We start from the raw sequence: 17,552 nt of genomic DNA, 5'->3' as shown, positions 1-17,552 counted from the left end.
ATTAATGCTCCTTCTTGGTCGGGATCGGGCGGGACAAGTCTGGTTGTGGCGCACTGTTTGCGCCGGCATCAGCCGTCCCTGGCTGAAGATGACGGGCATAACGTTTGATGATCGGCAGCTGTCTGGCCAGCGCCTTGTCGACGATGCCCGGCAGTAGGGCATTGAGCCGCACGAACAGTTTTTCCGGCCAGCCGAGCCAGCTGCGGCGGGTTTCGTTGCACAGGGCGATAACCGCCTCTTCGGCCACCTCCTGCGGGCTGTCGGTCTGGGTGCCGAGCGCTGCATTCATCTCGTAAGCGGCCTCGGAATTGAGCTTGGTGCGGGTGGCGCGGGGGGCAAAGTGCAGCACCTTGATGCCGCTGCCCTCCAGCTCCCGCCCCAGCGCCTCGCTAAAGCCGCGCAGGGCAAATTTGCTGGCGCAGTAGACGCTGTAACCGGGGTAGCCGATGCTGCCCAGGCTCGAGCCCATGTTCATGATGATTCCCGGCTTGCGCATGGTTGGCAGCAGGGCACGGGTGAGCTGGATGGGTGCCTCGATATTGAGCAGCAGTTGGCGCTCCACCTGCTCGAAGCTCTGATCTTCCAGCCAGGCAAACTGGTTGCAGCCAGCGTTGTTGATCAGGATGTCGAGTCCGTTTTCCAGTGCCGGGTGTTGCAACAGCTTGGCCCGCTCCTGCGCAGAGCCGAGGTCGGCGAGCACCACCTGATGGCGCTCGGGATGAGGCAGTGACTTGCACAGCCGCTCCAGTGCCGGGCCGCGACGTCCGTGCAGCAGCAGGTGGGCCCCCTGGGCGGCCAGCTCCTGCGCCAGCTCTTCACCTATGCCACCGCTGGCGCCGGTGAGCAGCACGAGTTTCCCTTCAAGGTTCATGGTATGGATTCCCTTTTTGCTGTCTGCTGCCGTCTTACGGTGTGGCGGTGAGGTTGTAGAGCATCTCGCCATAGAGGCGGTAGACCACCTTGGCCCCGTGGATGATGGCGGCCTGATCCGCCGGGCTTTCGACCTTATCCATCAGGGATTCAAAGAACTTGAGGTGCTCCTGATCCAGGGCGCCGTGAGAGCTCAGGTAGCTCATCGCCTGGGGTGGCAGGCCGAGGCCCTTTTTCAGCTGATCGGCGACGGTGAGGGCGATGGCCACGCTGGTGCCTTCCAGCACCTGTACCATGCCGAAGAAGCCCATGGGGTTGCCGCGCAGGATCTGGTCGTAGAGGAAGGCAACCATCAGCTCGATGGGCAGCCCGGGCTGGCCGTGGCGCACTGCCTCGGCATCGCCGCCACAGGCGCGGATATCGTTGAGGATCCACTCCTGATGGCCATACTCCTCGTCGATGTACTCGGCAATGGCGCCGCGCACCCACTCGTACTCCTGACCCAGCTTGCCGCCGGTTGCCATCAGGAGCGGAACTGTGTGGCGCACGTGGTAGTAGGCCTGCGCCAGAAAGGCGAGATAGGTGTCACGGCTGATGTCGCCACGGCGGCAGGCTTCGATGATGGGGGCGTTGAACAGATGCTCGCGCTCACTTGCAGTGGCTTGTTGCAGAGTCTGATAGAAGCTCATGACGATTCTCCTGTAAGGCATTGGCTGATTTGCCGGGAAAAGTGTTGGTAAATCTCGTTGCGACGGGGGCGCCCGTTGGCGGTCAGCAGGCCGGGATGTTGATCCAGCGCCACCGGCAACCAGTGGTGCAGCCGGGCATAATCGGGCAGCCGCTGGTTCAGACCTGCGATCTGGCGGGGCAGATCCGCCTCTTTGCCCGGCAGGGGCTGGATCAGCGCCACGTTGGCGGGTTGACCATCGCCAAACACCACGATGCGGGCGATGGCGGGGCAGAGCTGGGCCTCGGCTTCCACCCACTCGGGGGAGAAGTTGCGGCCAAAGGCGGTGATCTGGACATTCTTCTTGCGCCCGGTGATATGGAGGTAGCCCTCATCATCGAGATGGCCCAGATCGCCTGTGGCGATCTGCATGGCAGAAGGTTCGCCGGTGGCGATCTGTTCGGGAGTTGGTTCGTTGCTGCCGAGATAGCCCAGCATGGCACTGCCGCTCACCATAATTTCGCCATCGGTGGCAATGAAGACCTGACAGTGGGGCAGGGGTCGGCCGACGCTGCCGGGCTTGTCAGCATCCGGACTGTTGAGTGCCACCACGGAGCCACACTCCGAGAGGCCATATCCCTCATAGACCGGCAGGCCGAGCTGGCGGGCGTGTTTGATCAGGTCGGGGGCCACCTTGCCGCCACCGACGGCAATAAAGCGCAGGCTCTTGAGCTGCTGGGCCAGCGTCGGGGTGCTGGTGCAGAGCGCCAGCAGCAGGCGCAGCAGTTCGGGCACCAACACCAGACTATGGGTCGACCAGCGCAGCAGGGCTTCTCCCAGCATGGCTGGATTGAGCGAGCTGGAGCCAGTGAAACCGAGCTCACCGAGGGGCGGAATGCGGCTGCAGGCACCGGTCAGCAGCGGCACATAGAGGCCGGTGATGTTCTCAAGCAGGGTCGCCAGTGGCAGCAGGGTCAGGTGTTTTTCCACCTTGGCTGGCGCGACCCGCTCGGCCAGCGCCTGGCTCACCGCCATCATCTGGGTCAGGGACAGGCAGACGCCCTTGGGCTGGCCAGTGGTGCCGGAGGTGTAGGTGATCTTGGCGGTGCTCTTGGGCAGCGCCGGTCGATTGGCCGGGGTATGGCGCCAGAGCGGCAGCTTGCCGGTGATCAGCGAGAGCGGCTCGGCGGCATGCCACCCCTGATGATGTGGGCCCACCAGCGCATCGGCACCGCTGCTCTCCAGCAACCAGGCTTGCTGGGCCTGACTGAAGAAGTGGGGCACCGGAATGACCACGATACCGGCGCGGGTGCAGGCGAGATCCAGCAGTGCCCAGGGCAGGCCGTTGTCCAGTTGCAGCGCCAGACGGCTGATGTCGAGCTGTTGCAGCTGGCTGGCCAGACGCTGGATCTGTTGCCACAGGGTCTGGTAATCGAGGCGCAGCTGGCTGCTCAGCAACGCAGGAGATTGCGGATCCTCGTGGGCATGCTTGGCGATGGCGTCGAACAGGCTCATTGGGCGCACCTTTTTTGATGGGTCTGGTTATCACTGTTCTTGCCGGCATCCTCAAACAGGGTCGGCATGGGGGCCAGCAGATTGAGCAGCAGGCTGCTCTGGGCCAGCACCTCGCGCCCCTGATTGATGTCGCCCACCATCACCTTGGGTTGGCAACGGTAGTACTCACCCCAGGCGTCGGCGTCGGCACCCACCTGATGGGCCTGTGCGGGGGCCAGCTCCACCGGGTTGAGTTGCAGGCGGGCAAAGCTGTTGCGAAGCCGGGCTGTGCCGGTAAAGACCACGTAGTCGAGGGCGTTTTCACACAGCAGACGACACAGGGCCGCGAACATCAGGCGGGCATTGCCCGGTTCGCTGCAGGCCAGATTGCCCACTTCGATAATGCGGTTGCGTGCCGGGTAGACCCCGAGGCGGGTGTTGATGGCGGCCTCGATGGGTTGCTCCAGATACTGTTCCAGATAGAGCGGCCCCTCACTGGCGTGGTTGAGGCCACAGGCACCGACCAGGGTCCCGTCTGCGCGATAGAGGCCGAGCAGGCAGGGGAGAAAGTGGGGGATGCGGGCATTGAACTCCCGGGTATAGGCGGCCTGGATATAAGTTTGCAGCGCCATGACCTGCTGCGGGGACTCGGCCTGGATCAACCAGTAGGGGGCTTGGATCTCGATGGTCATGGTTGACTCCTTCTCTTGCGATGGTTTGAGCCTAAAAGCCCAAACTTAAGAAACCCTTAAGCGGCAAAAAAAGTTGTCAGCGAGGCAGCGGGCAGGCAATCTGCGCCGCTGTTATCCAACAGGAATCCCCCAAGAGGAACCGCCATGTCATCCACCGTCAGCTGTCCCCTGTGTGCTAGCCATCGCAGTTATCCCCTGCCGGTGGCGGGCAAACGCTATCATCGCTGCCTCGCGTGCGAGCTGGTCTGGCTGGATGAGGCGGATCATCTGGATGAGGCGGCGGAGAAGGCGGTCTACGACGGCCACGATAACCAGGTTGATGATCCCCGTTATCGCACCTTTCTGATGCGGGCATTTGGCGAGGTACTGAGTCGGGTGCCAACTCCTGCCAGTGGTCTCGATTTTGGCTGCGGTCCCGGCCCTGCGCTGGTGGCGATGGGGCGTGAGGCGGGTTACGACATGGTTGGATATGATAAGTTCTATGCCGACGTTCCCGAGTTGCTGACGCGTCAGTATGACTTCATCACCAGTACCGAGGTGATCGAGCATATCGCCGAGCCGCGCACGGTGCTGGCGCAGTTGTGGGCTTGCCTCAAACCGGGCGGCGTGCTGGTGCTGCAGACCCAGCGGGTGCTCAGTGACGAGCGGTTTAAAAACTGGCGCTATCGCCACGACCCGACCCACATCGTCTTCTTTGCCGAGGCATCGTTTCAGGTGCTGGCCGCCAGCTGGCAGGCCGAGCTTGAGTTACCTCATGCCGATGTGGCGGTCATCATCAAACCTTGAGTCGCGTGTATTTATTGATAATGTTTGGCATGCAGCTCGCCTGATAGCTGAGATTCTGACACCAAGGAGCGGTTGTTGATGTCGATTACCCATTTGTCACTGCAAGATGCCCGTCATTTACAGTTGGCGGCGCCAAGGGCTGCTTGCCCCCCGTCGCAGCAAGGCGACCCCGGCCGCGCTCCCGTACATGGCGGATACGCCGATCATGGTTCAGAGGGCTTGGTTTAAGACCGCGACCGCAGCGCGGCAGCTCGGTAGTGAGCGGCTCTAGAGTAAGCGTGAGAGTGTCATTGACGTGTTGATGGCAGGCAGCGATAGCGTAGCCTGGCCAGAAAGCGGCGAGATCGATAGGATGCATGATGACTGCAGGGTTCAGGGGGGGGCAACAGCCAATTTACCAGAGTTCCTGACTGTCAATGCTCTTTCCCGCGATAATGCGAAGAACCAATTTGTTGGCGTTGTGGTGAGGCGTTGGTGAATGAAAGGGCTTTTGCCATCTATGGTGTCATTGTGTGGTACCCCAGGCCAAAAACGACCAAGGGGCTAGCACCATGAAGATGCTAACCCCTTGTTTTATATGGCGCTCCCGACTGGAGTTGAACCAGTGGCCTGTCCCTTAGGAGTATCACCTCATCAGGAGAAAATGCGGGTAGAAATGACGGTTGAAACGCAGGTAGAAAAACGGGTGAAAACACCGCAGGCCATCTTGGTGGAATTGGCGGCTGAGCCGACCATAACGCTCAAGCAAGTCGCAGAGCGGATTGGGAAGTCGACCAGTACAGTGGAGAGAGCGGTTGCCGTGCGGGTCAAAGACGGGCGATTACGCTTTGTTGGGCCGCGTAAGAGCGGACGTTGGGAGGTGTTGGGAGGTATTGGATCCTGATACCCGCTTCAATATCCAATTACTATCTCCATCCATACGGCATACCACCAGGGCAAGATCATGAACGCCAGATGAATGCATGTGAACAACTAGTGCGCAGTCAAAAGTTTATTTAATGTTCAATCATGGCAAGATCCAGTTCGCTGAATTTTACAACGACACGTGCTTGCTACGTTTTGCTCAAATTTCAAACACTCATGCGGACGCCCTAGACTGCCACCGAGATCCTGGCGTGAGTCGGGCATATGGCGCTGAACATGCTCAGGACCGAGACATCACGAAAAGCCAACATCCGGTGAAAGCAAAAGATTGCGAGCATGATCAGTGAATATTTGGAAGCCGTCTTGGCAGCAGGCATCCAGAAATTGACGACAAGCTAACAAAAAATTCGCACTCTCACCCCAATCCACTCCCTCACCCGAGGGGTTTTTGGGGACGATAGGGCAGTCTCGGATGCTTTTTTGTGGCGAAGATGGCCAATATGGCGACTCGTCAGCCAATGACTGGTCCCTTGCGCCGAGCTAAAAAAGAACCCCCTCTTTGAAAAAGAGGGGGTTCTTCAGCAATCGGAATCCGCCGAAAGGCGGTTTTTTCATCCTGGCGCAGACTTATGGCTGGGGAAAACAGGGCAGAGAGCGGCTGAACTTGTGCTCGAACACCAGCGAGGTTTCGAGGTGTACCACCTCCTCACGGGAGGTGAAGTGGTCAAAGACGAAGTTGCGCAGATGTTCGGTATCGGAGACACACAGGTGCACCAGAAAATCATCCTTGCCGCCCATGTGGAACAGGCTGATCACTTCGGGCAACGCCAGAATGGCATCGCGGAAGGCGTCGATGATCTGGCGGCTGTGACGGGCAAGCTGCAGGGAGACCATGGCCTGAATATGACCTCCCAAGGCCTGATAATCCACTTCGCAGTGCGCCCCTTTAAGCACGCGATCCTGTTGCAGCTTGCGCACCCGCTCCAGACAGGTGGAGGGGGCAACGCCCACCAGTGCGGCCAGATCCTTGTTGGTCATGCCCGCATCCCGAAACAGATGGGCCAGGATATCCAAATCCAGTTGATCCAGGTTTCTCATCTTCACTCCTCTAACCGCTCAATTTTTTAGACTCTGCCCGTAAACCGGGGCAAACACAACGGCCATTGACATCCCTCCTGCCCCGCCTATCCTTGGCGCCATTCGTCTGCTGCAACCACTATGCGAGTATCCGCCATGCACCCGTTTCACCCCTTCTGGAGCCTTGAGGTTCCCCGTGTCGATGGTCAGCTGCTGCTGACCCCCTGCCCCGGCACCCAGCAGGTGCCGCTGACCCTGGCGCTCGATCAACTGCGCCTGGCAGGTGCCCACGGGGTGGTGACCCTGATGACGAGCGCCGAGTTGACCCGACTCGAACTGGCGCAGCTCGGCCAACAGGTCGAGCACGAAGGAATGCGCTGGTTCCATCTGCCGATCGAGGATGATCTGGCCCCCGATGCCGACTTCGAGGCCGCCTGGCAACAGGCGCTGCCGCAGCTGCGCGAACTGCTGGGAGATGGCAAGCATCTGGTCATCCACTGCAAAGGGGGCAGCGGTCGTACCGGGCTGGTCGCCGCCGCGCTACTGATGACCCTCGGCCAGCTACAGCAAGAGGCAATGGCCACCATCAAGGCTCACAGACCCAAGGCGTTTACCCTGGCCTGCCACCGCCAATGGCTCGACCAGCTGGCCGCGCGGCTGGCGCAGGGCGACTGACTACTTGCCTCCCTGGTCGTAGGTAAAGACCTTGCCGATATCTTCCACCCGATAGCTGGTGAGCTGATAGACGTAGTAGTTGAGCCAGTTGGCAAACAGCAGGTGACCGTGGCTGCGCCAGCTGGCGCGCGGCGTCCGGCCCGGATCATTGTTTGGGTAGTAGTTGACAGGAATAGTGGGGTTAAGCCCTGCCGCCAGATCCCGCTGATACTCCCCATCGAGGGTCAGGGCATCGTACTCCGGGTGACCGGTGACAAACACCTGACGGCAATCCTTGGTCGCCGCCAGATAGACCCCCGCCGCTTCTGACTCGGCAAAAATCTGCAGATCGGTGTGGGCGCGGATGAGATCCCCGTCGAACGCCGCATAGCGGGAGTGGGGCGCGACAAACTCGTCATCGAAACCGCGCAGCAACGGTTCGTGCTCATCGAGACGATGATGGTGATAGACGCCGGAGAGCTTCTCGCCACGGGTCTGCTTCTCCATACCATACAAGGCTTTCAACGCCGCCTGCACCGCCCAGCAGAGGAACAGGGTGGAGGTGACATGCTGATGGGACCACTCGATGATCTCGACGATGCGCGGCCAGTAGACCACCTCCTCGAACTCCACCAGCCCGAGCGGCGCCCCTGTGATGATCATGCCGTCATAGTTGTTGCCACGCACCTGCTCGAAGTCGTGATAGAAGTTCTCCAGATGCGCCTGCGGCGTGTTCTTCGACTCCCGATCGTCAATGCGCAGCAGATCCACATCCACCTGCAGCGGCGAATTGGAGAGCATCCGCATCAGCTGGATCTCGGTCTCAATCTTCTTGGGCATCAAATTGAGGATCAACACCCGCAGCGGGCGGATATTCTGGGTGACGGCCCGGGATTCCGTCATCACGAAAATATTCTCCTGCCCAAGGACTTCGGCGGCAGGTAACTGATCGGGGATCTTGATCGGCATGCTTACTCCCTGTACTGCATCGGTAAATATGTCTGGACATCCAGAAGCCTATAACAAAGGCCTCACCCTGTCATCAGATACCTTTTGTATTCCCCCACGCCTTTGACTAGCATACTGCTTCATCTCTTTCCCGCTTCCAAGATAATGACCGGTATCAAGATTTCCGTTGATCGACTGCAAGTCGGCAACTATGTATCCCTGCCACTGGGGTGGCGCGAACACCCGTTCCTGTTTTCCAGCTTCAAGATCAAAAATGAAGGGGAGATCGAGCTGATCCGCCGTCTCGGCCTGAAACTGGTCACCATCATTCCCGACAAGAGCGATGTGCCGCCCAAGCCCCTCAACCAGATTCAGCCTCAGCCATCAGAGGCGAGTGATGCCGCTCTGCGACAGGTGCTGATGCAGCAGGAGAAGGATCGCCGCATCGAGCAGTTGCAGCAATATCGCCGCAATTTGCAGCAGTGCGAGAAGCAGTTCCAGCAGTCTCTGGCGCAGGTGCGTAGCGTGATGAGCAAGATCCAGTCCCGCCCCCTCAATGCCATCGGCGAGGCGCAGGAACTGGTCAATGCCATGACCGAACAGTTGCTCTCGGTGGAAGATATGGTGCTCCATCTGGTATCCGACAGCGAGGATGGCAACAACTTCTACTTCCACTCCCTCAACGTCAGCGTGCTCAGCATGCTGCTCGCCAAAGAGTGCAAGATGTCGGCCGACCAGATCCGTCAGGTCGGGATGGGGGCGCTGTTCCACGATATCGGCAAACTGAAGATCCCGAGCCAGATCCTGCGCAAGACCGAGCCACTGACCAAGCCGGAGCAAAACCTGATGGCCCAGCACCCGCGCTACGGGCTGGATCTGCTCAATCTGGCCAAGGATTTCCCGGCCGAGGCGAAGGGGATCGTGCTCCATCACCACGAATATCTCGATGGCAGCGGGCCGGAAGGGCTCAAGGGTGGCCAGCTCGATCCGCTGACCCAGATGGTGTCGCTGATCAACGAGTACGATAACCTCTGCCACATGCAGGCCAAGGTCCCCTACTCGGCTCTGAGCGGCCTCTACAAGCAGCGCAAGGCACACTTCAATCCGGAGTACCTTGGTATGCTGATCCGGTTGATGGGGATCTACCCCCCCGGCAGCGTGGTGCAGCTCTCCAACGGTCAGGTCGGGCTGGTGATGTCGGTCAATGCCTCCCGCCTGCTCTACCCCTCGGTGCTGGTCTATGATCCTCGCATCCCGCGTCAGGAGGCGGCCATCATCGACCTGCAGCAGGCCGAATTGTCGATCGCCAAGGTGATCCATCCCAAGCGGTTGCCACCTGCGGTGTTCGAGTACCTCAACCCGCGTACCCGGATCAGCTACTACTTCGAGCACAACAAAGCCTGATTGTGTTGGCCCAAGACCAGCCGTTGTCACCCGTTTAATCCAAGGAGCCTGCCATGCGTATCGAGATCATCAGCACCGGAGACGAGATAGTAACGGGTCTGGTGGTGGATACCAATGCGGCCTGGCTCAGCGCCCTGCTGCTGGAACAGGGGTGGCAGGTACGCCGTCGCCTGACGGTGGGGGACAACCTCGCCGACCTGAAAACGGTGCTGCAAGAGAGTGCCAGCCGCGCCGAGGTAGTACTGGTGTGCGGTGGGCTGGGGCCTACCGCTGACGATCTCACCGCGCAGGCCGCCGCCGAGGCCTTTGACCAGCCGCTCACCCTCTTCTCAGACTGGCTCGCTACCATCGAAGCGCGCTACGCCAGCCGCGGCAGGCCCATGCCCGCCAGCAACGCCAAACAGGCCTGGCTGCCACAGGATTGCGAGATCCTCGACAACCCGGTCGGCACCGCCTGCGGCTTTGTGGTACGAAGTGGCCAGAGCCAGCTCTTCTTCACCCCGGGCGTGCCGTTCGAGTTCAAGCAGATGGTGCGCGAGCAGATTCTGCCGCGCCTCAAGGCGCTGGCCGGCACCCGGACCGACACCGAGCTGCGTCGCTTTTACACCTTCGCCATCTCGGAATCAGCCCTCAGCGACCTGCTGGATGTAGCCCCCTGGCCCACCGGCATCGAGCTCGGTTACCGCTCCGCCATGCCCCTTATCGAGCTAAAACTGATCGGTCACGGCGCTAACACGGCAGACATGGATGCAGCCGAAGCACGACTGCTCGCCACCATCGGCCCCTGGCTGGTCGGCAGAGGGGATATCGAGCCGGCGCAGCAGATCCTGGCGCTGCAGGGAGAAAAACTACTCGTTCTATCTGAATGTGAGAGCCGGGGGGCCTTGCTGGCCATGTGCCATGAACATGTCGCGCTGGAGGCCAGCTTTAGCAGCACCTTGAGCTGCGAGCTTGCCCAGCTAACGGGTGCGCCCCATGGAGTGAGTCTGACCATAGGCCGGGCGGGGCCGGACGGCGTTCCGCTGCTGCTTTGCGCCGATGGATTGCAGTTCGGTCAGACCCTCAAGGTCAGCCACCCAGATCCCGAGAGCTGCAGCAAAATCCTCGCTTTTGCCGCCCTCGACATGCTGCGCCGTCACCTGCAGGGCGAGCCGGCACTTGGCAATTACCTCACCCTGGTCAGAACGGCGCAGCTCGGCTGATAACCTCAGCGATCTCCCTGCCAGCAATACCATGTCGCTGGCCGACATCTCTTGCCACAATCCGCCACACATCTTTGCGCCATGACCAAAAAGCACTCACATTTATCCTGCTGTCATCACCGATTTGATCTCTATCCATTGACCATTCGGAGGAAATATCTGAATACTGCCCACTCTCAGTGATTCACGCCTCGCCACATTACTCATTGATAAATCAAGCAATAGTTGTGTGGCGAACCGATCTTCATGTTTTCATCCGGCAAGGAAATGCTGTGTTAAGCAAACAGTGGTTGCTGCTCTCAAACGATATGGAACTGGTCTGCCTGCAAATAGCCGCCGGTCTCACCAAGCCCGTCACGGAACAGGATGTGCAGGCTCTGCTGCTCGCTTCCAACTGTCGCCGCTATCAGCCACTGCCAGAGGGGATCACACAGGCCATCAGCCTGCTTAATACCCTGCTCACAGATCCTGCAGCCCCCGTGCCTGCCAATCCCATCCCGATTGGCAAGCGCCAGGATGCCAGACTTGCCGTGATGGTGGAGAAAGATCGAATGAGCGCCATCGCCCAGATCACCGCCGACTGGGGGGGCAACTATGTCACGCCGGAACAGTTGCAAGAGGCGATCGCCAGCAGCGAAATCAAGCAGGGGCTGAGTGAGCAGCTGCTCACCGCTGCCATACAGTCAGCCAAGGAGGCCGCCCCCGGCAGTCAGCTTAAACTGGTCATTGCCCGTGGCCAACCTGCCGTCAATGGACAAGACACCCGCTACGAACGGCTGGTGGAGACCCCGGCCGAACGGATCCTCAAACCGCAGGAGCTCGGGCATGGCAAGGTCGACCTGCGGGATCTCGGCTCCATCGTCACCGTCAGGGCAGGCACTCCTCTGATGCGCCGTCACCCGGCTACTCAGGGCGTTCCGGGCTTCACCGTGACCGGTCAGGAGCTCCCCGCCAAGCATGGCAAGGAGAGTCTGATGAGCGCGGGAGAGGGGACCTTCCTGTCACCTGATGATCCCGACCTGCTGATTGCCAGTAAAGCTGGCCTGCCTTGCCAAGAGAAAGCGGGTATGAGGGTAGATGATGTGCTCAGCGTCAAGCAGGTGGATGCCCGCCATGGCCACATTACGTTTGAGGGGGGCTTGATCGTCAGTGGGGACGTCAATCCGGGCATGAAGATCCGGGTCAGCGGCGATATCGTCATCGGCGGCTTTATCGAAGGGTGCTGGATTGAGGCGGGAGGCAGCATCACAGTACGCCACGGCATCATTGGTCGTCGCAGCGAGCAGGGGGAGTACCTCTGCCAGCTCAATGCGCAGGGGGAGATCCACGCCAACTACGCCCAGTATGCCCAACTGGAAGCGGGGGGAGATATCCAGATCCAGAACCAGCTCAGCCACTGCTACAGCTGCAGTGGACAAGATATCAAGGTGGGTGACAGTAACATGCACAAAGGAACTTTGCTGGGGGGGACCAGCATTGCCAATCGTCTCATCATGGCCCCCAGCCTGGGAGCCGAGGCCGCCAACCATACCCGGCTACAGATCCTCGGTGGCTACTTCACCCACAAGGAGCAGGAACACCAGCTCAAGGTGCGTCATCAGGAGTGCCAGGCGCAACTCGACAAGATCAAGGAGCTGGTCACCAAGTTACAACTGTTGCCCGCCAACAAGCGCAATCCTGCTACCTTGCACAAGCTCAAACCAATTATTGCTCGTCATCTGGCCGATCTGGCTCTGCTCGATGAGCAGTTGGCAGCCAACCATGAAGAGCTGCAAGAACTGATGGCTGATATGGAGGTCATTGCCACCCAACACCTCTACTCCGGCATCGAGGTTGAGATGGCCTGCTTCAAGCGCAAGGTGACCATCACCCGAGGCCCTACCCGTCTGACCATCCATGATGAAACCCTGGAGATGACCCCTTACGAGGGACACAAATAGGTCAATAGATACGGAACCATCACTGCACTGCCCGTGATCCCGCCGCTGATTTTCGCTACACTCGCCACTTCCTTGGCCCCACCGGGCGGGCCACCCAGACTCAGGTAGTGAGAGATGTACAAGCTGATCGCATTGGATATGGATGGCACCCTGCTCAACCCGCAGGGCCAGATAACTCCCCGCACCCACGCCGCCATCAGCGCCGCGCGCGCCAAGGGGGTCACCGTGGTGCTGGCCTCCGGCCGCCCGCTGGAAGGGATGAGCCGCTATCTGGAAGAGCTCGGCCTCACCACAGAGCATGACTACGTCATCTGCTACAACGGCGCCCTGGTGCAACAGGTGGCCGATCAGCGCATCATCCGCAGCCAGCTGCTGACCGGCAGTGACGCCAGCGCCGTCGCCAAACTGGCTGATGAGCTGGAAGTGAACGTCCATGGTTTCTCGGTCACCCGCGGTCTGATCAGCCCCCGTGTCAGCACCTACACCGAGCACGAATCCCGCCTGATCGGCATGCCGATCAATCTGATCGACTTCGCCACCCTGCCTGCCGACGAGCAGATCATGAAGGTGATGATGATCGACGAGCCCCCCCAGCTCTCCCGCGCCATCGAGCGACTGCCTGCAGAGCTCTCTGAGCGCTATACCGTGGTACAGAGTGCTCCCTTCTTCCTCGAGTTCATGAACAAGCAGAGTAACAAGGGAACCGGCGTGGCCGCGCTGGCCGAGCATCTGGGCCTGACCGCCGAGCAGGTGATCTGCGTCGGGGATGCGGGCAACGATCGCCATATGATCGAGTACGCTGGCCTCGGTGTGGCGATGGGCAATGCCACCGACGAGATCAAGGTTCTCGCCCAGCACATCACCGCCCGCAACGATGAAGATGGGGTAGCTCAGGTGATCGAGCAGTTCGTACTGAATGCCTGATCGCAATCGAGCGCCACTGCACCCTATAAGGAAGTAAAAACGGGGAGGCTGTCAGCCTCCCCGTTTTTTCTCTGGTGAGTTATCTGCGTGATAGGGTCACTGGCTCGCCAGACACTGGGTATGGGAACCCGGTTGCAGGTAGGGCATCAGCAAGGGCGCCATCCCCTTGAGCACCTGCACTGGCAGCGCCGATGTGAAACGGAACTTGTCGGACTGGCTGCCCGGTACATAGGCGGTCAGGGTACCGAAGTGATCCTCACCCAGATAGAAGACAAAGGTGGCAGTGCGGTTGCGCGCCAGCGAGCTGGTCACGTTGCCATAACGACCCACGGTTTCAATCCGGTTATCCCCGGTCCCGGTCTTGCCACCCATAGGCAGCACAGTGCCATCCGGCAAGGTAAAGGCGCCGGCGATACGTCTTGCCGTTCCCCCTTCCACTACCTGTGAGAGCGCACTACGCAGGGCTGCCGCCACCTCCGCCGGCATCACCCGGGTGCCTTCGAAGTGAAGTGGCTCAAACGCAGTCTCGAAAGGCGTCCCCTTGGCGAACGATAGATGTTCGATACGCAAGGTTGGCGAGCGGATACCGCCATTCTGGATAATCCCCATCAGCTCGGCCAGTGCTGCCGGGCGGTCACCGGAGCTGCCCAAGGCAGTCGCCAGCGAAGGCACCAGATGGTCGAACGGATAACCGAGTTTGGCCCAGCGCTGATGGATATCGAGGAAGGCTTCAACCTCCAGCATGGTGCGGATCCGGCTGTCACGGGCACTGCGATGACGGGTCTTGAACAGCCAGCTGTAGACCTCTTGCCGCTCGTCACGACTGGCCGCCACCGCGTCGGCAAAGGTGGCCTTGTCGAACTCCTTGAGATAGGCCAGCAGCCACAGCTCCAGCGGGTGAACCCGGGCGATGTAGCCCTGATCCGGCAGTGAATACTTGCCCGGGCCATAGCTCACATAGAGCTGATTAACCCGCTTGGCGCTCAGCTTCTCCCGCGGCAACCGCTCCGCCAGGAAGGCAGCAAAAGCTGCTTCACTGGCGTCCGGCATCAGGTAACGGTGAACCGCCGCCAGACGTACCGCACTCGGCTTGAGGCCGTCGAGGAAGGTATCGAGCTGCTCTTCTGGAGTCTTGCCGCGATATTTGCGCCAAAAGCGCAGCAGATAGGTCTGTCCCTCTTTGTCAGCAAATTTGGCCAGATACTCCTGACGACGGGGATCCTTGTCATCCTTGAGCAACTGGGCACGGTTGCCCTCCTTGTAGAGGCTGTAGCGCACGATATCGCGCATCAGCCGCACAAAGGGCAAGTTAATCGACTCACGCAGAGAGTCACGCAACGTCGGAATACGTCCGTTATCCTCGCGACGAAAGTTGTTGAAGGTGTGCATACCGCCACCGGTAAAGAACCCTTCGTTGGGGCTGGCGGAGTATTTGCGATCCAGCGCCGCTTCCAGCATCACAGACAGGCTCTTGTCCTGAGCCGTCATCAGATAGGAGATGGCCCAGCTGCTAAGATTGTCCTGAGAGGCGGCAGCCAACTTGCGCAGATTCTCAACCGGCATCCCGGCATAGTTGTCGTGCAGCTCGGCCACAATCTCCAGATAGGTAGTCAGCACCCGCAACTTGGCGGTTGAGCCCAACTCCAGCTTGGAGCCTTCGTTGATATCAAACGGCTGATCGGTATTGTCGGTCTGTACCCGCACCTTGAACCCTTCCGGCGACTTCTCGAACAGGGTGAAACTGTAGCGCACATCGCCCGTCTTCTCCGGCGAGAGCAGGCGCTCACCAAACAGTCCAACCTGAGCGGCAAACGCCGGATCCGCCAACTGCTGCAGATAACGGGATACTTCATTTTGCAGCGGCATGTTGAGGCTGGTATCGGCGGTCAGATCCATCCGGTCGAGGTCATAGAGCTGCACTCCTAGTTGGCGACTCAGACGAGTACGGGCAACCTGCAACCCCTTGTTATTGTTCACCCGGTTGATAGCCGGGGACTGCAGGAAATCACGAAACGTAATCTTGGCCTTGAGCGCCTCCTCCATCAGAGGTGGCGTGATCATCCCCTCCTGCACAAACAGGCGCAGGTAGCTGTCGGTCAGATCCGCGAGAGACTCACGCCCCTGAGCCAGATAGTAGGAGGGACGTCGGTGCGCAATCATCAGCGAGACCACCTGACGCAGGGCAAGCCCCTGTTCGGCCAGCGGCGCATTCTGGTTGCGGGCGGGATCCAGCAGACGGTTCACGTCATCGACATTGGCACCAAACCAGACCCAGAGGCCATCCCCCAGACCATGTACTTCACCATATCCCGGCGCAGCCGAGAGCGGCACCGAGTTGAGATAGGCCCAGGCGACCAGTTTGCGCGCTTCGAGGGTTTCTGGCCCGAGACGATAGGCCCGTACGCTGGCAGAGGCCATCTGACGGATCTTCTCGGTCGGCGACAGGGTCAGGCCATCCGGCGAGTGGCGATACTTCTCCACCTGGGTCGCCAGGGTACTGCCACCGGCAGATTGATCCTGCATATCGAGCGCCTTGCCCACCTGGGAGAGCGCGGCCTTGGCAAAACGGGGCCAATCGACCGCCGGGTTGGCCAACGGCTCTTCGTTGCTCAACAGATCGCGGTTCTCGATAAACAGCAGCGACTGGATGACGAGCGGTGGAATAGAGTCAAAATCCGGATAGTGATGGGTCGGATACTTGAATTGATAGAAGGGCTCAGCGCGGCAATCGTGCAGCGTCAGTCCGGCCTGCACCTTCTCGGTATAGGGCACGAAGAAGCCACGACTGGCGTAGTCATAGAGCGCATCGGAGAAATGCACCTGCTTGCTGACTTCATAGCCCCGCTGCAGCAAACGCTCCTGCATCATCGGCAGTTGCACATAGCCGAGCCGCTTGTCGAACGGGCCATCCTCAGGGAAAGCGATCTGCTTGCTCTGGCCTGGCTCGACCTGATAGGTCAGCTTGGCGGCATAGCGGGAGATCTCCTGAGATTGCAGCTTCGAGGTTTTCATCTCATAGCCAACCAGAGCGATCACCGCCCCCAGGCACAATAAAAAGAGAAAACAGAACAGCCAACGCCACCAGGGACGACGCTTGCGCTTTGGGTTCCCGTCCGTGGTCTGGACAGATGAATCTTGAGATGCCACTTGTGTCAAATCCGTCTGCTCTGATGCGCCCATATCAGCCCCACCATGGTTGCGCAATTTATTGTGTTTCACTCAAGCTTAGTCTTTTCAAGTCAATGGCTTGAAACTATTGACCGCTTTGTTGTGATGGTAACAGGGCAATTCTAAAAAGGGGAGCCGATTGTTGCAGGAGTGGCAGAGATCCGAGCTGATAACAAAACACCGGCCAGTGGCCGGTGTCTCTTAAACGAAAGCTGAACGCTTACTTGTGAGAGCTCATGCCCTTCAGTTTGGTGCTCAGCTCTTTACGCTCTTTGGAGAGCTCGGCGTTCTTGATGATGTGATCATCCACGCGCTCTTCATAGTCGGTACGCATGTTGGCGATGATCGCCTGCACATCATCAATGCTCATGCCCGGCTTGATGTAGTCGCTCAGGTTGTCGAGCAGCAGCACGCGCTTCTGGTTGTCACGGATCTTCTTCTCGTTATCCGCAATTTCACGCTTGAGTTTGTTCTGGCGACGGGACATACGCACATATTCCAGTACATCGCTGAAGGTGGACTTGTTTACTTGTTCCATATCGATACCACTGACTTAAGGTTGATAAAAACTGGCCAAGTTACACCTGGAACCCGGCAAACCCAGCGCGGGACAGGCAAACTCAAGATGTCCTTACTCTACCGAGTTATAAGCGAGATACAACCCTAATCACGAGCAATGAACAGTGTTTGGCCAAAAGTAAATCAGTTAAAAAAGCCAGTAACCAATCAGATAAGGGATTGATATAGATAGAAAATGGAGGAGATGACAGGATTTTTAGTTTTCTTCCTGCAGATAAATGCTAACACTGGCTGTTTAACACGCTAAAAACATCAAGGCCCGATCGTGAGACTGGGCTTTGAT

15 protein-coding genes and 1 pseudogene are annotated in these 17,552 nt (G+C 59.3%); 8 read left to right on the top strand and 8 right to left on the bottom strand.

Annotation, left to right across the window (positions count from 1 at the left end):
- Position 1 precedes the first annotated feature (1 nt).
- Genes ACRAUW_RS06805 through ACRAUW_RS06790 form a run of 4 tightly spaced genes read right to left on the bottom strand, consistent with a single transcriptional unit; the run spans position 2 to position 3,723 of the window.
- Positions 2 to 871, bottom strand: a complete 870-nt coding sequence (locus ACRAUW_RS06805) for an SDR family oxidoreductase (RefSeq protein ID WP_338772287.1) — start codon at positions 869 to 871, stop codon at positions 2 to 4.
- A gap of 34 nt (positions 872 to 905) precedes the next feature.
- Complete coding sequence (locus tag ACRAUW_RS06800; RefSeq protein ID WP_431361666.1) at positions 906 to 1,559, bottom strand: TenA family transcriptional regulator; 654 nt, start codon at positions 1,557 to 1,559, stop codon at positions 906 to 908.
- Complete coding sequence (locus tag ACRAUW_RS06795) at positions 1,556 to 3,052, bottom strand: AMP-dependent synthetase/ligase (RefSeq protein WP_431361665.1); 1,497 nt, start codon at positions 3,050 to 3,052, stop codon at positions 1,556 to 1,558. The genes ACRAUW_RS06800 and ACRAUW_RS06795 overlap by 4 nt, the downstream gene beginning before the upstream one ends.
- Positions 3,049 to 3,723 carry a thermostable hemolysin gene (locus ACRAUW_RS06790; protein WP_431361664.1) on the bottom strand — a complete coding sequence of 225 codons (675 nt, stop codon included), beginning with the start codon at positions 3,721 to 3,723 and terminating at the stop codon, positions 3,049 to 3,051. Before ACRAUW_RS06790 ends, ACRAUW_RS06795 begins: the two co-directional genes overlap by 4 nt.
- A 144-nt stretch (positions 3,724 to 3,867) precedes the next feature.
- Between ACRAUW_RS06790 and ACRAUW_RS06785 the strand changes: the two genes are divergently transcribed.
- The 3 genes and pseudogenes from ACRAUW_RS06785 to ACRAUW_RS06775 all read left to right on the top strand — a co-directional run.
- On the top strand, positions 3,868 to 4,509 hold the full coding sequence (locus ACRAUW_RS06785; protein WP_431361663.1) for a class I SAM-dependent methyltransferase: 642 nt from the start codon (positions 3,868 to 3,870) through the stop codon (positions 4,507 to 4,509).
- Between the two features lie 577 nt (positions 4,510 to 5,086).
- Positions 5,087 to 5,392: a winged helix-turn-helix transcriptional regulator gene (locus ACRAUW_RS06780; RefSeq protein WP_431361678.1), complete on the top strand. Its 306-nt coding sequence runs from the start codon at positions 5,087 to 5,089 to the stop codon at positions 5,390 to 5,392.
- Between the two features lie 236 nt (positions 5,393 to 5,628).
- Positions 5,629 to 5,772: pseudogene (locus tag ACRAUW_RS06775) on the top strand (ISAs1 family transposase); the annotation flags it as partial.
- Positions 5,773 to 6,000: 228 nt separating this feature from the next.
- On the opposite strand, the gene ACRAUW_RS06770 reads toward ACRAUW_RS06775, so the two are convergent.
- Complete coding sequence (locus tag ACRAUW_RS06770; protein ID WP_431361662.1) at positions 6,001 to 6,471, bottom strand: Lrp/AsnC family transcriptional regulator; 471 nt, start codon at positions 6,469 to 6,471, stop codon at positions 6,001 to 6,003.
- A 135-nt stretch (positions 6,472 to 6,606) separates the two neighbouring features.
- On the opposite strand from ACRAUW_RS06770, the gene ACRAUW_RS06765 reads away from it, so the two are divergent.
- On the top strand, positions 6,607 to 7,125 hold the full coding sequence (locus ACRAUW_RS06765) for a cyclin-dependent kinase inhibitor 3 family protein (protein WP_431361677.1): 519 nt from the start codon (positions 6,607 to 6,609) through the stop codon (positions 7,123 to 7,125).
- Here the strand turns inward: ACRAUW_RS06765 and metA are convergent, their stop codons facing one another.
- Positions 7,126 to 8,073, bottom strand: coding sequence for a homoserine O-succinyltransferase MetA (gene metA / locus ACRAUW_RS06760; protein ID WP_431361661.1), 948 nt, complete (start codon positions 8,071 to 8,073; stop codon positions 7,126 to 7,128). It lies immediately after the preceding gene.
- 144 nt (positions 8,074 to 8,217) lie between these two features.
- On the opposite strand from metA, the gene ACRAUW_RS06755 reads away from it, so the two are divergent.
- From ACRAUW_RS06755 to yidA, 4 genes are all read left to right on the top strand, one after another.
- Entirely contained in the window at positions 8,218 to 9,456 is a 1,239-nt protein-coding gene (locus ACRAUW_RS06755; RefSeq protein WP_431361660.1) for an HD-GYP domain-containing protein, read from the top strand.
- Between the two features lie 53 nt (positions 9,457 to 9,509).
- Positions 9,510 to 10,658, top strand: a complete 1,149-nt coding sequence (locus ACRAUW_RS06750; protein WP_431361659.1) for a competence/damage-inducible protein A — start codon at positions 9,510 to 9,512, stop codon at positions 10,656 to 10,658.
- A gap of 272 nt (positions 10,659 to 10,930) precedes the next feature.
- On the top strand, positions 10,931 to 12,598 hold the full coding sequence (locus tag ACRAUW_RS06745) for a DUF342 domain-containing protein (RefSeq protein WP_431361658.1): 1,668 nt from the start codon (positions 10,931 to 10,933) through the stop codon (positions 12,596 to 12,598).
- Positions 12,599 to 12,712: 114 nt separating this feature from the next.
- Positions 12,713 to 13,522 (top strand): sugar-phosphatase, encoded by an 810-nt coding sequence (gene yidA / locus ACRAUW_RS06740; protein WP_431361657.1) that lies wholly within the window; start codon positions 12,713 to 12,715, stop codon positions 13,520 to 13,522.
- Between the two features lie 96 nt (positions 13,523 to 13,618).
- Here yidA and ACRAUW_RS06735 read toward each other — a convergent pair whose 3' ends face one another.
- Both ACRAUW_RS06735 and tmaR read right to left on the bottom strand, forming a co-directional pair.
- Positions 13,619 to 16,702, bottom strand: coding sequence for a transglycosylase domain-containing protein (locus ACRAUW_RS06735; RefSeq protein ID WP_431361656.1), 3,084 nt, complete (start codon positions 16,700 to 16,702; stop codon positions 13,619 to 13,621).
- Positions 16,703 to 16,910: 208 nt separating this feature from the next.
- The gene (gene tmaR / locus ACRAUW_RS06730; RefSeq protein ID WP_033136060.1) at positions 16,911 to 17,228 is read right to left on the bottom strand and encodes a PTS system regulator TmaR; all 318 of its coding nucleotides are present in this window, start codon (positions 17,226 to 17,228) and stop codon (positions 16,911 to 16,913) included.
- Between the last annotated feature and the right edge of the window lie 324 nt (positions 17,229 to 17,552).

The sequence above is a fragment of the Aeromonas sp. genome (assembly GCF_050633025.1).
In the GTDB taxonomy this organism is placed as follows: domain Bacteria; phylum Pseudomonadota; class Gammaproteobacteria; order Enterobacterales; family Aeromonadaceae; genus Aeromonas.
Note: the sequence above shows the minus strand (reverse complement) of the source record. Positions and strands in the feature narration are given on the sequence as shown.

What these genes read in the sequence shown, in the direction of transcription:
- ACRAUW_RS06765 (WP_431361677.1), top strand. Translation starts at nt 6,607, where the DNA reads ATGCACCCGTTTCACCCCTTCTGGAGCCTTGAGGTTCCCCGTGTCGAT.
- tmaR (WP_033136060.1), bottom strand. Translation starts at nt 17,228, where the DNA reads ATGGAACAAGTAAACAAGTCCACCTTCAGCGATGTACTGGAATATGTG.
- ACRAUW_RS06795 (WP_431361665.1), bottom strand. Translation starts at nt 3,052, where the DNA reads ATGAGCCTGTTCGACGCCATCGCCAAGCATGCCCACGAGGATCCGCAA.
- metA (WP_431361661.1), bottom strand. Translation starts at nt 8,073, where the DNA reads ATGCCGATCAAGATCCCCGATCAGTTACCTGCCGCCGAAGTCCTTGGG.
- ACRAUW_RS06805 (WP_338772287.1), bottom strand. Translation starts at nt 871, where the DNA reads ATGAACCTTGAAGGGAAACTCGTGCTGCTCACCGGCGCCAGCGGTGGC.
- ACRAUW_RS06780 (WP_431361678.1), top strand. Translation starts at nt 5,087, where the DNA reads ATGGCGCTCCCGACTGGAGTTGAACCAGTGGCCTGTCCCTTAGGAGTA.
- ACRAUW_RS06785 (WP_431361663.1), top strand. Translation starts at nt 3,868, where the DNA reads ATGTCATCCACCGTCAGCTGTCCCCTGTGTGCTAGCCATCGCAGTTAT.
- ACRAUW_RS06790 (WP_431361664.1), bottom strand. Translation starts at nt 3,723, where the DNA reads ATGACCATCGAGATCCAAGCCCCCTACTGGTTGATCCAGGCCGAGTCC.
- ACRAUW_RS06750 (WP_431361659.1), top strand. Translation starts at nt 9,510, where the DNA reads ATGCGTATCGAGATCATCAGCACCGGAGACGAGATAGTAACGGGTCTG.
- ACRAUW_RS06735 (WP_431361656.1), bottom strand. Translation starts at nt 16,702, where the DNA reads ATGGGCGCATCAGAGCAGACGGATTTGACACAAGTGGCATCTCAAGAT.
- yidA (WP_431361657.1), top strand. Translation starts at nt 12,713, where the DNA reads ATGTACAAGCTGATCGCATTGGATATGGATGGCACCCTGCTCAACCCG.
- ACRAUW_RS06800 (WP_431361666.1), bottom strand. Translation starts at nt 1,559, where the DNA reads ATGAGCTTCTATCAGACTCTGCAACAAGCCACTGCAAGTGAGCGCGAG.
- ACRAUW_RS06770 (WP_431361662.1), bottom strand. Translation starts at nt 6,471, where the DNA reads ATGAGAAACCTGGATCAACTGGATTTGGATATCCTGGCCCATCTGTTT.
- ACRAUW_RS06755 (WP_431361660.1), top strand. Translation starts at nt 8,218, where the DNA reads ATGACCGGTATCAAGATTTCCGTTGATCGACTGCAAGTCGGCAACTAT.